This window comes from Bradyrhizobium sp. LA2.1 (assembly GCF_040547725.1).
GTDB classification, from domain to species: Bacteria; Pseudomonadota; Alphaproteobacteria; order Rhizobiales; family Xanthobacteraceae; genus Bradyrhizobium; species Bradyrhizobium barranii.
Genome location: NZ_JBEPQI010000013.1, coordinates 22,290 through 36,326, shown reverse-complemented (window position 1 = coordinate 36,326; position 14,037 = coordinate 22,290). Strand labels below are relative to the sequence as shown.

Below are 14,037 nucleotides of genomic sequence, written 5' to 3'. Positions count from 1 at the left end.
AAATTGCATGGATTGGACCCCTACAATCTCGGAGCTGAGCGGGCCGCGCTATCAGCGCATCGTCGAGGCCATGGAGGCCGACATCGCCGCAGGCCGGCTGGTGCGCGGCCAGCAGCTGCCGACGCAGCGCGCGCTGGCCAAGGCCCTCGGCATCGACCTCACCACGGTGACGCGTGCCTACACCGAGGCGCGGCGCCGCGGCATCATGGAAGCCCGGGTCGGACAAGGCTCATTCGTATCCGAGACCAGCGCGCGCCGCGCGGTCGACATGCCGCACCCGGTCGCGATCGACCTCTCGATGAACGTGCCGCCGCATCCGCTCGAAGCGCAACTCGATGAGCGGATCATTGCCGGGATGGAAGCCATCCGCGCGCAATCGGGCCTGACGGCGCATCTCAACTATCAGCCGCCCGGCGGCAGCGCGCATGAGCGCGAGGTCGCGGCCCGCTGGATGCGTGCACGCGTTTCGCACGCACACGCCGACAGGCTCGTGATCTTTCCCGGTACGCAGACGATCCTGTTCAACCTGCTCGCTCAGCTCGCGCGGCCCGGCGACGTCGTGCTGACGGAAGCGCTCACCTTCCCCGGCATCAAGGCCGCCGCGGCGCGGCTCGGCGTCAAGCTCGTCGGTGTCGCCATGGATGATGGCGGCATCTTGCCCGATGCGCTGGCGAAGGCCTGTCGCGCGCACAGGCCGAAGGCCGTCTATCTCATTCCGACGCTGCATAATCCGACCACCGCGACGCTTTCCGCCGAACGGCGCAGTGCCATCGCAAAGATCATCAGCGATGCCGATACGATTCTGATCGAGGACGATGCCTACGGGCTGCTCGACCGTTCGGCATCGCCGATCGCAAACCTCATTCCGGAGCGGACCTATCTCGCGACCACGCTGTCGAAATGCATCGCGCCGGCGCTGCGCGTCGCCTATCTCGTGACGCCCGACAACGCCGCGCAGCGGGACATGCGTGCCGGCTTGCAGGCCACCGTGCAGATGCCCGCGCCGCTGATGGTCGCGCTGGTGACGCATTGGATCGAGAACGGCATCGCCGATCGCATCATTACCGCCATCCGCAACGAGGCGATCGGCCGCCAGCAGCTTGCGCAGCGCGCGCTGAAAGGCATTCAGTTCCTGGCCAAGCCTGCCGCCCATCATCTCTGGCTGCGGCTGCCGGAGGGCCGCCCCGACGTCGCCGCGCATCTGTTGCGGAATGGACTTGCAGTCGTAGCCGGCGACGCTTTCACCGTGGACGGAACACCGCCGCATGCCGCGCGCGTCTCGCTCGGCGCCGCGCGCAATCGATCGGAGCTGACGGAAGCGCTGCGCATCCTGGTCGGCGCGCTGCACAGGCCGGCCGACACAAGGCAGATCGTCTAGACTCTTCTTATTGGTGGTGACGGCGGTGGCGCGGGCGAACGACCGGCGTCACACCTGACGGATAGGCCGCATAGGCCTCGCTCGGTGCCACCGTCTCGCCACGAGCCTGGCGCGCCGCAGGCGTGAGCTGGCCGCCGTTCAGCACATCGCGGTCGGGATGGGCGGCCTGATAGGCCGCGGGTTCGGAGAACTGCGCCTGCGCCATCGTCGGCATCAGGGCCGCCGCAGACAGCAGCGCGGCTGCAACGGCAATCTTCGTGCGGGTCATGGTCGTTCTCCGTTATCTCGTTCGGGGAAAGGCCAATGAGAGCGCATCATGGCATCGGGCAGGCCCCGGATTGAAGTATGGTCATCATGTAGGCCTGCCATTGGCGAATGCCCGCGGTTGGAGATCACGCTTGCGTGCGGTTTTGGAATTGACCCGCCCGGCCGCAGCCGTGCTATGCGGGCGTTGGCGATCAACAGTTCGGGATCGCCCATTGCGACAAGGACAATCTGTTGGAAACGCTCACTTATGCGCTGCTGCTGTTCGGCGCGCTGGCCGGCGGCTTCGTCTCGGGACTGGCCGGCTTCGGGACCGCGCTGATGGCGCTCGGCATCTGGCTCTACGTCCTGCCGCCCTCGCTCGCGGTGCCCCTGGTGCTGATCTGCTCGGTGATCGCCCAGACCTCGACGCTGCCGTCGATGTGGAAGAGTTTTGACCTGTCGCTGGTCTGGCCGTTCCTGATCGGGGGCCTGATCGGCGTGCCGCTCGGCACCATGCTGATCGCCTCCGCCGATCCAAAAGTGTTCAAGCTGAGCGTCGGCGTGCTGATCCTGATCTTTTCGACCGCTCTCTATCTCAACAAGAGGCCCCTCGCCGTGACGTTCGGTGGCCGCATTGCCGACGGCGCGATCGGCTTTGCCGGCGGCATTCTCGGCGGCCTCGCCGGATTGTCCGGGCCGCTGCCGATCCTCTGGGCCAATATCCGCGGCTGGAACAAGCACGAGCGGCGCGGCATCTTCCAGCTCTTCAATTTCACCGTGCTCGCGACCGCGCTGGTGTTGCAGACGGCATCAGGTCTCGTCGAATTCAAGGTGGTCTGGCTCGCACTGGTCGCCTTCCCGGGCACGCTGATCGGCGCCTGGGCCGGCGCCCGCGTCTATCATGCGCTGAACGACAAGCATTTTGGCGACGTCGTGCTCGGCCTGTTGTTCCTGTCGGGCCTGACCCTCGTCTGGAACAGTATTGCCGCGCTTTAGGTGCGCGTCCTCTTCGCCGCGAGCGCCATGCCACCGGCGACGCCGACACCGAGCACGTAGATCCAGCCCGAGGTGAAATCGAACAGATGCGTGTTGAGAAGTGAGGACAGCATGTTCTGCACCACAACCAACATGCCGATCCAGCAGGCCAGTCCCTCGCCGCGAAACATCAGAAGGTGCGCGATCCACAGCGCGTAGAGGACCAGCACGCCGACGATGCCCCACTGCACGGCATTGCTGAGGGTCTGATTGTGCGGGTTGCTGACGATCTCGCCGCGCAGCGGGTCGTCGTGCGGATTGGCGGCCACGCCGGCGAACAGACCGCGGATCGAGCCTGTGCCGTGGCCGATCAGCGGCGCGTCGGCGATAAACCTCAGGGACTTCCGCCAGTATTCGAGACGCGAGCCCATGCCGCTGATCGAATTGTTGTCGGCCTCCAGGCTCCTTTCGTAATCGCTCTGGAACTTGCCGACGGTCGCGCGCAGATGCGGCGAGACGGCCCAGAGCGCTACGGCGATCAACGCCGTCGCAGCGCCGGCGACGAGCGCCGCCCGCCAGCGAAGATGCAGCAGTGCAAACACCACGAGCAGGACCGGCAGCGTCACCAGCGCCGTGCGCGAGACCACGACGAACATCATGTTGGCGAGGAGGCCGAGCGCCAATACGGCGAACAACGCCGCGATCCGAACGCGGCCCTGCTGGACCAGCGTCACGATCGGGTACACCAGCGCGATCGCACAGAGCGCGAATTCCTGGCTCTGGTCGATATAATTGCGCACGGCAATCCCGCTCTCGACCTGGTAGGGCCCGCGCGACAGATAGAGCTTTAGCGAGAGCCTGGGATCGATCGCAACAGTGAAGGAATACAGCATGAGCAGTGCGCAGGAGACCAGGAACGCCGCAAAAACCCATTTGCCGTAGGGCCAGCGCTCGAACTGGTAGATCAGCAGCGGGATCACCAACAGTTTTGCCGGCGGCCCGAGCGCGTGCAGCCGCTCGGCCCAGGGCGCAACCGACCAGAGTGTGCCGACGAGTGCCAGCACGAACAGCGCGATCGGCAGCAGGCAGATCGGGCGCAGCAGCGAGCGCGGGAGCTCGCGAAGGTCGATGAAAGCAAAGGCGATCAGCCACGGCACGAGCGCAAAAGTCACGCCGGTGGTGCTCCAGGGCAGCAGCAACGCGACCAGCGCAACGAAGCGGGCCGGTGTGCGGTAGCGCGCCGCCCAGATCGCGGAGAGCCAGGGCGCTCGTTCCTGCCCGTTCAACACCTCGGTCATTCCTATCCCCAGTAGATTCGCGGCCCACCCACGGCGCGGCAAACTAGCCGGAGCCGTGGGTGGGCGACAAGCGCGCGTCGGTTCGATCTGCTACGCGGGCTCGCGCATGGGAGGCACAACCGGCTCGGGATTTGCCGGCTTCGCGACCTTCTCCTGTGCCGGCAGCGCAAGGCGTTTTCTGAACTCCCGGAGCAACAGCCACACGCTCAGGGCGGCCTGTAGCGTGGTCGTCGCGATCGACAAATACCAGACATGCTCCATCCGGAAGCCCGGCCACGTCGAGAGCCAGATCGACGGCAGGGAGTAGGTGAGGACCCGCGTCGCCGAGGTCCACAACACCGGCTTGGTGTTGCCAAGCCCCTGAAACATGCTGGAGCAAGTAAAGATCAGCCCCTGCGCCACCATGTTGAGCGAGACGAGGCGCAGAAACAGTGACGCAACCGCCATCGTCTCCTGATCCCTCGAGAAGCCGGCAAGCAACAGACCGGGCGCGAACTGCGCGAGGATCATGAAGACAATCATCACGGCGGTCGCGATAAGCGACGCCTTGACAAAGGTCTCCCGCACACGTGCTCCATTGCCGGCGCCGAAATTCTGGCCGGCGATGGGCCCTGCGGCGAGGGCGATGGCGAGCGCCGGCATCTGGATCAGCCCGAGGAGACGCGTCCCGATGCCAAACCCCGCCTGCGCCGCCGGGCCAAAAATGCTCAGCACGTAATAGCCCACGGCCATGATGATGAAGATCATCGCAAATTCCCCGCCCGCGGGCAGGCCGACATTGAGGATTCTCTTCCACTGCCGCAGTTGCGGCCGCCATTGCTCGGGGTGAAACGCGACGTATCGCTCCAGCTTGAGGAAATAACCGAGCAGCATCAGCACGCCGACGAAGACGGCGATCGAGCTGGCAAGGCCGGCACCGGCGACACCGAGCGCATGTCCGGTGCCCCAGCCCGTGATCAGGACAGGCGCCAGCGCGATGTTGATGACCACGGCAAGCGCCTGCACCAGCATGCTCGGCCGCACGATGCCGGTCGCCCGCAATGCGGACGCCATCACTTGCGTGGCGAATTGCAGCGCCAGCGCCGGCATGAACCAGAGCAGATAAACGGTACCGGCTTCGACCGTAGCTTCGTCGGCTGCAACCGCGCGCATGTAGGGGCGCGACAGCGCGAAGCCCGCGACCAATGTCAGGATCCCGAACAGCACCGACAGGACGACCGACTGGTTGAAGACCAGATTGGCGTCGTCGCGGTCTTTCCGCCCCACGGCGTGCGCCATCAGCGCAACCGTGCCGACGCCGAGCACCTGCATCAGCGCGTTGACCAGAAAGCCCGCATTACCGGCCGCCGCGACGCCGGCGATCGCTGCCTCGCCCAGACCCGAGACGAAATACAGATCGACGAGCTGACAGATCATGATCGTGATCATGCCAACCACGATCGGAGGCGCCATGCTCAGGATGTGGCTCACGATGGAGCCGCGCGTCAGGTCCTTCATCTCATTCCATCCTTAACGGCGTGACCGCGGGACTTTTGTCCCGCTGCCGCGCGCCTCTCATTCCGCCGCCGCGATGCGCCCGAGCTCCACCACCTGGCGCTCGAACAGACCGCGATAGATGCCCCCTGGCTTGCCCGCGAGCATGGCATGGGTGCCTTGCTCGACGATCTCGCCGCGGTCGAACACCAGGATCCGATCGAGGCTGCGCACCGTCGACAGCCGGTGCGCGATCACGATCGAGGTCCGTCCCTTCATCAGCCGCTCCATCGCCTGCTGGATCAGCGCCTCCGATTCCGAATCGAGGCTCGAGGTCGCCTCGTCCAGGATCAGCACCGGCGCGTCCGCCAGGAAGGCGCGCGCCAGCGCCACGCGCTGCCGCTCGCCGCCCGACAGCTTCACGCCGCGCTCGCCAACCAGCGTGCCGTAGCCCTTCGGCAGGCGCAGGATGAAGTCGTGCGCATTCGCCAGCCGCGCCGCGTGCTCGATCGCCTCCAGGCTGGCACCGGGCCGGCCATAGGCGATGTTCTCCGCAAGCGTGCGGTGGAACAGGATCGGCTCCTGCTGCACGATCGCGATCTGGCTGCGCAGCGATTGCTGCGTAGCGAGCGCGATGTCCTGCCCGTCGATCAGCACGCGACCACCGGAGACGTCGTAGAGCCGCTGCACCAGCTTGACGAAGGTCGTCTTGCCGGAGCCGGAGCGGCCGACCAGGCCGACGCGCTCGCCCGCGCGGATCGTGACCGACAATCCGTCATACAGTGGCGCGCGATGGCCGCCATAGTGGAACGTGACGTCGTCGAACACGATCTCGCCGTTCTCGATCGCGATCGGCCGCGCACTGGCCGCATCGGCAATCCCGATCGGCTCGCCATGGATCGCCACCAATTCGTCCATGTCGTTGACCGAGCGCTGGAGGTTGTTGATGTGCATGCCGACGTCGCGCAGATAGGCGTGGATGACGTAGTAGCTCGTCAGCACATAGGTGACGTCGCCAGGCGAGGCGTGCCCGGACATCCACAGCAGCACCGCGCCGCCGATCACGGACGCACGCAGGCATAGCAGCAGCGAGAGCTGCGCCATGGCCGTGTAGTTGTAGCGAAACCAGGTCCGCCGCACGCGCACGCGCCAGCGGTTGATGACGCGGGCGAGCCGCGTATCCTCGCGCGCTTCGGCGCCGAAGGATTTCACCACGGCGTTGCAGGTCAGCGCGTCCGCCAGCGTACCGCCGACCTTGGTGTCCCAGGCGTTGGAGACGCGCGCGGCCGGCGCGATGTAGCGCGTCGAGAACAGCACGGTGATGGCGACGTAGAAAAGCGCCCCCACCGCGATCACCGCGCCGAGCGACGCCCAATGCAGGCCGATCAGGACCATGGAGCCGATCAACACCAGCAGAGACGGCGCCAACGCCATCAGGATGGTGTCGTTGAGCAGGTCGAGCGCCCACATGCCGCGGGTGACCTTGCGCACCGTGGAGCCGGCAAAGGAGTTGGCGTGCCAGTCGGTCGAGAAGCGCTGGACGCGCGTGAAAGCCTCCTGGGCGACATCCGACATGATCTTGAGCGTGAACGGAACGATCCCCTGGAGACCGATCAACCTCAGCACTACGGACGCTGCCCCGAGCGCCACGATGGCGCCGAACGCAACCAGCGCGGCGCGGCGCGCGTCGGGATCGGACGAGCCGCGCGTCAGCGCATCGACCAGATGTCCGGAGAATACCGGCATGAACAGGTCGGCGATGGTTGCGCCCAGCAGGCCGCCGGCCACGATCAGGCCGCGTCCGGGCTGCTTCAGCCAGTGCCGGAATACGAAGGGCAGCACCACGCGTATGGCCGCGGGCCTTTTTGACATAGAGGTCATGACATTATCCGGCCGCTTTCGGCGCGGGCCGGCTCCATCGACGGACGCAAGTCCGCCACGGAGGGCTGACCGGCGTCACTCACAACTGATTTTGACTTGGGAAGTGGAGAGATCGGGACTCGTGACCCGATCGAATCTGGCGGAAGGGGCCTCTAACAGGCCGCGTACATACCGAACCAGGCGATCATCGAGCGCGGGCGTACGATCTGCGAATGCGACGAAATCATGCAAATCCCTCCCCGGTTGGCTTCAATGAGGTGCGCTTTATAGATGTATCGTTTCCGGTTTGCAACGGGGCTCCCGCAAGATCACGCGCGAGTGTTGCAATTTGGTGCGTGGCGCCTTGGTCCGGCATCGCCGCCGCCTCAATCTCCGCTGTCATGCCCCGGCTTGACCGGGGCATCCAGTACTCCGCGGCGATAGTTAGCTCACACAACTTCCGCCGCGGAGTACTGGATCGCCCGCCTCCGCGGGCGATGACACCTCGTAAGCCGCTTGCCTAATGCGCGTCGCCGCCACCGGTCATCGAGGCCGGTTTGCTCAGCAGCGTGACCAGCAGGCTGAGGCCGAGATAGAACAGCGTCAGCGCGAAGAAGGCGTCGCCAAAGCTCATCACCACGGCCTGGCGGTGCACGATCTGGCTGAGCTGCTTCATCGCCATCAGCGTGGAATCGCCGAGTCCCTGGAATTTCTGCATGAACATGGTCAGGGTTTCGGTCGCAGTCGCATTGCCCCAGGTCACCCGCTCCTGAAGGCGGGTGATGTGCAAATCGGTGCGGTTGTTGAGCACGGTGTTGATGACGGCAAGGCCGACCGCGCCGCCGAGATTGCGCATCAGGTTGAACAGGCCGGAGGCGTTCTTCACCCTGTCGGGCGCCAGCGTTCCGAGCGCGATGTTGTTGGTCGGCACCATCGCGAACATCATGCCGATGCCGCGCAGGATCTGCGGCACCAGCAGCTCGTAGAAATCGTAGTCGCGCGTGATCCAGGTCATCTGGTAGGAGCCGATCGCGAACACGATGAGGCCGAACGCGATCATGTAGCGCATGTCGACCTTCACCATGAGACGGCCGACCAGCGGCGCGACCAGGAACATGGTGATGCCCGAGACGAACATGGTCTCGCCGATCATCAGCGCGCTGTAGCCGCGCACTTCGGCGAGGTAGCGCGGATAGATGTAGGTCAGGCCGTAGAGCCCGATACCGATGCAGAACTGCAGGACGCAGCCGACCGCGAAATTGCGGTTGGAGAAGGTGCGCAAATTGACGATCGGCTCGGCCGCGGTGAACACGCGCCAGAAGAAGGCGATCGCCGAGACCGCGCAGATCCAGGCGCAGATCGCGACGGACGTGTCCTGCATCCACTCATGTTGCGGACCTTCCTCCAGCACATATTCCAGCGTGCCGAGGAAGCCGGCCATGAAGAGGAGGCCCCACCAGTCGAAGCGGTCGAGCAGCTCGAAATGCGGCTCGTCGAAATCGACCAGCGCCAGCACGCCCAGGGTGATGCCGATGCCGGGCACGACGTTGATGAAGAACAGCCAGTTCCACGACATCAGATCGGTGATGTAGCCGCCGACCGTCGGGCCGATCGTGGGAGCCAGGGTCGCAACAAGCCCGATGATGGGACCGACGATGTGGAATTTGGAGCGCGGGAATACAGTATAGGCCGAGGCGAACACGGTCGGGATCATGCCGGCGCCCAAAAAGCCCTGAAGGGCACGCCAGAGGATCATCTCCTCGATCGTGGTGGCGAAGCCGCAGAGCAGGCTCGAGGCCGTGAAGCCCGCGGCCGAGATCGCGAACAGCAGCCGCGTGCCGAAAGCGCGCGACAAAAAGCCCGACAGCGGGATCGCGATCACCTCGGCGATCAGATAGGCGGTCTGGACCCAGGCGACCTCGCTGGAGCTTGCCGACAGGCCTGCCTGGATTTCACTGAGGGACGCCGAGACGATCTGGATGTCCAGGATCGACATGAACATCCCGAACACCATGATGATGAAGGCGAACAGCCGCTTCGGCGCGATGCGCTCCGAGTCGGGGTTCGCCATCATGGCGGGTGAGGCGGTGGTGGCGTTGGCCATGGTCTGACCTCGCAGCGCTCGATTTGTGGCTACTGCGGGTGGATCGCGGTGGGATCGTCGAGATCGATCTCGCTGTCGGCGTCGGCCGCGCCCTTGTTGGTATCGACGGTCGCATACACCGACATGCCGGCGCGGAGCAGGTTCTGCTTCGCCACCGACTTCGGCACGCGGATGCGGACCGGCACGCGCTGCACGATCTTGGTGAAGTTGCCGGTGGCGTTGTCAGGTGGCAGCAGCGTGAACACCGAGCCGGAGCCCGCCGCGATGCTGTCGACGATTCCGGAGAACTTGCGCATGCCGTAGGCATCGACCTTGATCGTCACCGGCTGGCCGGGACGGATGCGCTTGAGCTGGGTTTCCTTGAAATTGGCGTCGATATAGACGTCGTCGAGCGGCACGATGTTGCCGAGACGCTGGCCGACCGCGACGAAGTCGCCGGCGCTGACCAGGCGGTTCGAGAACGTGCCGTCGACCGGCGCGCGCACCGCGGTGAAGGCGAGATCGCGCTCGGCCTTGGCGAGCGAGGTCTTGAGCTCGGCGAGCTGCGCCTGCGCTTCGGCCTGCTGCGCCTTGGTGACGTGGACATTGCTGACCGCGACGTCGTAGGCGGCCTGGGCGGCCTTGACCGCGGCGGCGCCCTGGTCGCGTCCGGCTTCCGAGCTTTCGAACGTGGCGCGCGAAGCAAAGCCCTTGCTGCTCAGCGCCTGCTGGCGCTCATAATCGAGATCGGCGCGCTTGAGGCCCGCCTCGGCCGAGACGAGCTGCGCCTTGGCCTGTGCAACCTGGCTGTCGAGCGCTGCAATCTGGCGGCCGATGCGATCGATGGTGGCCTGCTGGGTCGCGATCCTGGTCGCGGCGGCATCGACCGCGATCTTGTAGTCGCCGTCATCGATGCGGAAGACGACGTCGCCGGCGCGCACGGTCGTGTTGTCGCCGGCGAGGATCGAAGAGATGTGGCCGGCAACGCGCGCGCCCAGCATGGTGTTGTTGGCGCGGACATAGGCATCGTCGGTGGAGACGTAGAAGCGGCCGACCAGCGTGTAGTAGCCGGCATAGCTCGCGGCCGCGAGCGCCAGCAGGAGGCCAACACCCATCAGGACGAATTTGCGCTTGCCGGGCTTCGGCGCGTCGGCGGCAGCGGGTGCAGCCGGCTTGTCGGTCACGGGCGTCTCCGGCGCCTCATTGGTGCGGCGCTTGGTTTCCTCGGCCACATGAGAGCGCAACTGCTCGGCAAGGGCGACGGATTTCTCGGTCGCAGCTTCACTGCCGGCCTGCCCCGGCGTCGTCTCCACCGCTTCCTGGCGAAGGACACGCGCAGCCTGGTCTCTCGATACGGCCATAAAGGCCTCCCCAACAAAAAAGCAGCGACCAGGGACGGCCGTCCTGCGGCCGGTTCCCTCTCGCCCATCCCAAATATCATTGACCGAACGGTTCGGTCAACATAGATAATATTCCCGGGCAGGACCCTACTGGCCCGAATCCTTTATTTGGGTTTCATGGGTCGGGCCCGATCCAGAAACCTTCCGAGACGCTGAACCAATGGTTGTAGCCGGCCGCGAACATCTCCACGTCGTCCAGGAGGAGGACAGCTCCAAGCGCCGCCAGATCCTGGACGGAGCCCGCAAGGTGTTCATGGATCTCGGTTTCGACGGCGCCAGCATGGGCGAGATCGCGCGCGCCGCGCAGGTCTCCAAGGGCACGCTCTACGTCTACTTCGCCGACAAATGCGCGCTGTTCGAAGCCATCCTCGAGCAGGAGGCGCTCCAGCACGGCCAGGTCGTTTTCAATTTCGATCCCGCGCGCGATGCCGAGACCACGCTGAAGGATTTTGGCCAGGCCTATATCCATCTGCTGTGCCGGCCCGGCGGCGGCTCGGCGATCCGCACCGTGATGGCGATCGCCGAGCGCATGCCCGACGTCGGCCGCCGCTATTATCTGCGCGTGCTGGACAAGACCATCAACCGGCTCTCCGAATATCTCAAAATCCATGTCGCCTCCGGCGATCTCAAGATCGACGATTGCGACCTTGCCGCGTCGCAGTTCATGGAGCTGTGCAAGGCCTCACTCTTCCTGCCGTTCGTTTTCCAAGCCGCGCCCGCGCCGTCGGAAGAGCGCATGATCGAGGTCGTCGACAGCGCGACGCGGATGTTTCTGGCGGCGTACCGGGCGAAGTAGCAGCTGCGGGCCACGCGTTGCGCAGCCCGCTGCCGCGGCATTATATTAAGCGCCATGTCCCGTGATCTTCGCCCGCCTGTCGATATCCTCCATTACGAGATCGTCCAGGAACAGGCCTCAGCGCTTGGCCGGATGGGCAGTGCACTCGAACAGAGCCTTGCGCGCTTGCGCGAATTCGACGCCGCGCACGCGCACGCGGAGACGCCGGCCTCAATGCAAGCGGCGCGGCGCAAGCTGGTGATGGAAGCCGGCCAGGCGCTCTGGATGCTCGTGGTGCAACGTGAGGCGACCGGCCTGCGCGACAGCCGCCATATCATGCGGACCTACAACGTTCCGGGCGAGGTGCAGCGGTGCATGGGGCTGGTCCCCGCACCGTCGAAGCCGGCCTCGAAGTGACTGTCCGGCACCCAGGGACTAGGCCCCGATCTCTTCCATCTTGCGCCACCCATGCAGGACGCGGCGCCCCTCCCGGGTGAATGCGAAGCAATTGCCGCCGCCGGCCGCCTGATCGTGAACGCGATCGATGGCATGACCGGCTTGGTGACAGAACAGCAGCGTGCCGACGGCACCGTGGCCAACGAAGAGAACGTCGCCCGGGCGATTGCGGGATAGCACCGCCTCGGTCTCGCGCACGATGCGCGCCTGCGCATCGACGGCGCGCTCCCAGCCGCGGACGCTGAGATGTGGCTGCGCGAAAAACTGGTCGGCGACCTCCTCGAACTCGGCCGGTTTCAGGAAGCCGGTCGCTGAACGGTCGTTCTCATGCATGGCCTCGCGGATCTCGATCATGAGGCCGAGGCGGCCTGCGATGATCTCCGCGGTCTCGATCGCCTTGCGTTCGGCGCTCGAGACGATCTGCGTGATGTTCGCGAGCCAGCCCGCATTCGCCAGCGCTTCGGTGCGCGTTCGACCGACCGGGCTGAGGCCCCATTGCGGCACGGGTACCGCGGGATCGATTTGCACCTGCGGATGGGTGAGATAGCGGACGATATCGGCGGTCATCTTACTCGTCGGCGTACTCGTCCTCTTCCTGCTTGCGCGTCGCGCTCTTGCGCGTTCCAAGCGAGCCCGTGACATAGGGATCACGCCGACCGGCGTAAGGGTTGCGCTGCTGGGCACGGCCGGCAACCTCGTCGCCCGAGACGGCGGCGGGCTGGCAGATCAGGCGGCGGCTGGCGCGACGCATCAGATCCACATGGATGTGATCGTAGTGATAGACGTTCGAGCCCGGCGCGAGCACCGTGGTGAAATGCGCGCACGCGCCCGACTGCACGTCGCGCAGGAACCCCTGCTCTTCCGGCATGCCGCGCCAGCCATCCTTCACGGTGACGCGGCGACCGTCGGCGAGCACGAAGGCGGCGATGTCGAGCGCGTTGCCGAAGGCGTGCTCGGAAATGTGGGCGTGCGAGTTGCCGTTCATGCCGCGGCAGGAATAGGCGGAGATCTGCTTGATCTCGACCACGCGGGCGCCGAACCAGCGCATCGCCGATGGCTGCACGGTGTCGGCGAGCCAGCGGTCGAGCTCGGACACGATCGGACAGGCAAGCGTCGCGGTCGGCTTGATCGCGACGGGGCCGACGGCGATGACGGGATTGCCCTGCGCCGGACCAAGACGCGGCAAAGGTTGCTGCGCGGGCGCCTGCGAGTACGGCGCCGGCCGCGCCGGATAGCTCGGCGCATTCATGTAGCGTGCGGCGCCCGCGGCATCGGTGCCTTCGGGCGGCAGGTCGATCTCGTCCTCTTGCTGTGCCACGCCGGGCGCGTTCAGCGACATCGGGCCGGGCGCGTTGCCATAGCCGGAGGGCTGGCGCACCGCGCTCTCGGGATAATTCGACCGCTGCGGATAGGAGGATGACGGATAGTTCTGGCTCTGCGGAGCGTTCGATCGCGGCTGCGTCACCGGCCACCGCGGCTGGCCGCCGACATTCCCCGGCGGGCGCAGTTCCTCGTCGGCAAAACCATAGTTGCCCGAGGCTTCGCCGATGGCGGCGACCTTCAACGGGAACTCGGCGCCGCACATGCCGGGGCCCGAGATCGGCTCGATGCGGACGAGATCCGGCCCCTCTTTCACCGCGCCCGATTTCAGGCATGCGGCTTCGGCCTCGGCCCGCCACGGTTCGCGTTCGGCCTGGAAAAAGCCGCGTCCGCAACCCGCAAGCGAAACAAGGACGATGGAGCCGACGAGATACAAACGAACTCCGCGCGTCATGCACGCACGTTCGGTGAATTTACTTAAAGACTCTTCAACGTGTTGATTTCAGTGTTCTTTAACCATACCGGCGCGCACGCGCACGCGCCGCCCGGCAGCAGCGGAAACAAGGCTGACTTTTTCGGAAAGAGACTCTCTGTTAACCATGATGCGCTCGCACGGGGGACAACAGCGGGAGCGACCTTATGACGTTCGCCGGGAGACTGAGCGTTATCACCGCGTGCCTCGCCATGGCCTTTGTCGGCGCCATCGTGCTCGGCATGATCTAGAGACATCACCGACCGCATCACGGGCTTGCCCGGCGGCGCCGGATCATCCG

Annotated in this window: 12 protein-coding genes; 4 read left to right on the top strand and 8 right to left on the bottom strand. The window is 65.5% G+C overall.

Going from position 1 to position 14,037, the window contains the following annotated elements:
- Positions 1-7 precede the first annotated feature (7 nt).
- Positions 8-1,378 carry an aminotransferase-like domain-containing protein gene (locus tag ABIB95_RS24720; protein ID WP_354242838.1) on the top strand — a complete coding sequence of 457 codons (1,371 nt, stop codon included), beginning with the start codon at positions 8-10 and terminating at the stop codon, positions 1,376-1,378.
- Positions 1,379-1,385: 7 nt separating this feature from the next.
- On the opposite strand, the gene ABIB95_RS24715 is transcribed toward ABIB95_RS24720, so the two are convergent.
- Positions 1,386-1,646: a hypothetical protein gene (locus ABIB95_RS24715; RefSeq protein ID WP_166101958.1), complete on the bottom strand. Its 261-nt coding sequence runs from the start codon at positions 1,644-1,646 to the stop codon at positions 1,386-1,388.
- 230 nt (positions 1,647-1,876) lie between these two features.
- Between ABIB95_RS24715 and ABIB95_RS24710 the strand changes: the two genes are divergently transcribed.
- The gene (locus ABIB95_RS24710) at positions 1,877-2,620 is read left to right on the top strand and encodes a sulfite exporter TauE/SafE family protein (protein WP_071910378.1); all 744 of its coding nucleotides are present in this window, start codon (positions 1,877-1,879) and stop codon (positions 2,618-2,620) included.
- On the opposite strand, the gene ABIB95_RS24705 is transcribed toward ABIB95_RS24710, so the two are convergent.
- The 5 genes from ABIB95_RS24705 to ABIB95_RS24685 all read right to left on the bottom strand — a co-directional run bounded on the left by ABIB95_RS24705 (position 2,617) and on the right by ABIB95_RS24685 (position 10,674).
- Positions 2,617-3,897, bottom strand: coding sequence for an O-antigen ligase family protein (locus ABIB95_RS24705; protein WP_354242835.1), 1,281 nt, complete (start codon positions 3,895-3,897; stop codon positions 2,617-2,619). The genes ABIB95_RS24710 and ABIB95_RS24705 overlap by 4 nt on opposite strands.
- Positions 3,898-3,987: 90 nt before the next feature.
- Entirely contained in the window at positions 3,988-5,394 is a 1,407-nt protein-coding gene (locus ABIB95_RS24700; protein WP_354242832.1) for an MATE family efflux transporter, read from the bottom strand.
- A 57-nt stretch (positions 5,395-5,451) separates the two neighbouring features.
- Positions 5,452-7,251, bottom strand: a complete 1,800-nt coding sequence (locus ABIB95_RS24695; RefSeq protein WP_354242829.1) for an ABC transporter ATP-binding protein — start codon at positions 7,249-7,251, stop codon at positions 5,452-5,454.
- Between the two features lie 499 nt (positions 7,252-7,750).
- Positions 7,751-9,334 carry a DHA2 family efflux MFS transporter permease subunit gene (locus ABIB95_RS24690; RefSeq protein WP_085399266.1) on the bottom strand — a complete coding sequence of 528 codons (1,584 nt, stop codon included), beginning with the start codon at positions 9,332-9,334 and terminating at the stop codon, positions 7,751-7,753.
- A 29-nt stretch (positions 9,335-9,363) separates the two neighbouring features.
- On the bottom strand, positions 9,364-10,674 hold the full coding sequence (locus ABIB95_RS24685) for an HlyD family secretion protein (protein WP_354242826.1): 1,311 nt from the start codon (positions 10,672-10,674) through the stop codon (positions 9,364-9,366).
- Between the two features lie 199 nt (positions 10,675-10,873).
- On the opposite strand from ABIB95_RS24685, the gene ABIB95_RS24680 reads away from it, so the two are divergent.
- On the top strand, positions 10,874-11,509 hold the full coding sequence (locus ABIB95_RS24680) for a TetR/AcrR family transcriptional regulator (RefSeq protein WP_166343769.1): 636 nt from the start codon (positions 10,874-10,876) through the stop codon (positions 11,507-11,509).
- 54 nt (positions 11,510-11,563) lie between these two features.
- Complete coding sequence (locus ABIB95_RS24675) at positions 11,564-11,905, top strand: DUF6665 family protein (protein ID WP_354242823.1); 342 nt, start codon at positions 11,564-11,566, stop codon at positions 11,903-11,905.
- Between the two features lie 18 nt (positions 11,906-11,923).
- Here the strand turns inward: ABIB95_RS24675 and ABIB95_RS24670 are convergent, their stop codons facing one another.
- Positions 11,924-12,511 (bottom strand): histidine phosphatase family protein, encoded by a 588-nt coding sequence (locus tag ABIB95_RS24670; RefSeq protein ID WP_354242820.1) that lies wholly within the window; start codon positions 12,509-12,511, stop codon positions 11,924-11,926.
- A 1-nt stretch (position 12,512) separates the two neighbouring features.
- Positions 12,513-13,718, bottom strand: a complete 1,206-nt coding sequence (locus ABIB95_RS24665) for an extensin-like domain-containing protein (protein WP_354242817.1) — start codon at positions 13,716-13,718, stop codon at positions 12,513-12,515.
- Between the last annotated feature and the right edge of the window lie 319 nt (positions 13,719-14,037).

What these genes read in the sequence shown, in the direction of transcription:
- ABIB95_RS24720 (WP_354242838.1), top strand. Translation starts at nt 8, where the DNA reads ATGGATTGGACCCCTACAATCTCGGAGCTGAGCGGGCCGCGCTATCAG.
- ABIB95_RS24715 (WP_166101958.1), bottom strand. Translation starts at nt 1,646, where the DNA reads ATGACCCGCACGAAGATTGCCGTTGCAGCCGCGCTGCTGTCTGCGGCG.
- ABIB95_RS24705 (WP_354242835.1), bottom strand. Translation starts at nt 3,897, where the DNA reads ATGACCGAGGTGTTGAACGGGCAGGAACGAGCGCCCTGGCTCTCCGCG.
- ABIB95_RS24700 (WP_354242832.1), bottom strand. Translation starts at nt 5,394, where the DNA reads ATGAAGGACCTGACGCGCGGCTCCATCGTGAGCCACATCCTGAGCATG.
- ABIB95_RS24695 (WP_354242829.1), bottom strand. Translation starts at nt 7,251, where the DNA reads ATGACCTCTATGTCAAAAAGGCCCGCGGCCATACGCGTGGTGCTGCCC.
- ABIB95_RS24690 (WP_085399266.1), bottom strand. Translation starts at nt 9,334, where the DNA reads ATGGCCAACGCCACCACCGCCTCACCCGCCATGATGGCGAACCCCGAC.
- ABIB95_RS24685 (WP_354242826.1), bottom strand. Translation starts at nt 10,674, where the DNA reads ATGGCCGTATCGAGAGACCAGGCTGCGCGTGTCCTTCGCCAGGAAGCG.
- ABIB95_RS24680 (WP_166343769.1), top strand. Translation starts at nt 10,874, where the DNA reads ATGGTTGTAGCCGGCCGCGAACATCTCCACGTCGTCCAGGAGGAGGAC.
- ABIB95_RS24675 (WP_354242823.1), top strand. Translation starts at nt 11,564, where the DNA reads ATGTCCCGTGATCTTCGCCCGCCTGTCGATATCCTCCATTACGAGATC.
- ABIB95_RS24670 (WP_354242820.1), bottom strand. Translation starts at nt 12,511, where the DNA reads ATGACCGCCGATATCGTCCGCTATCTCACCCATCCGCAGGTGCAAATC.
- ABIB95_RS24665 (WP_354242817.1), bottom strand. Translation starts at nt 13,718, where the DNA reads ATGACGCGCGGAGTTCGTTTGTATCTCGTCGGCTCCATCGTCCTTGTT.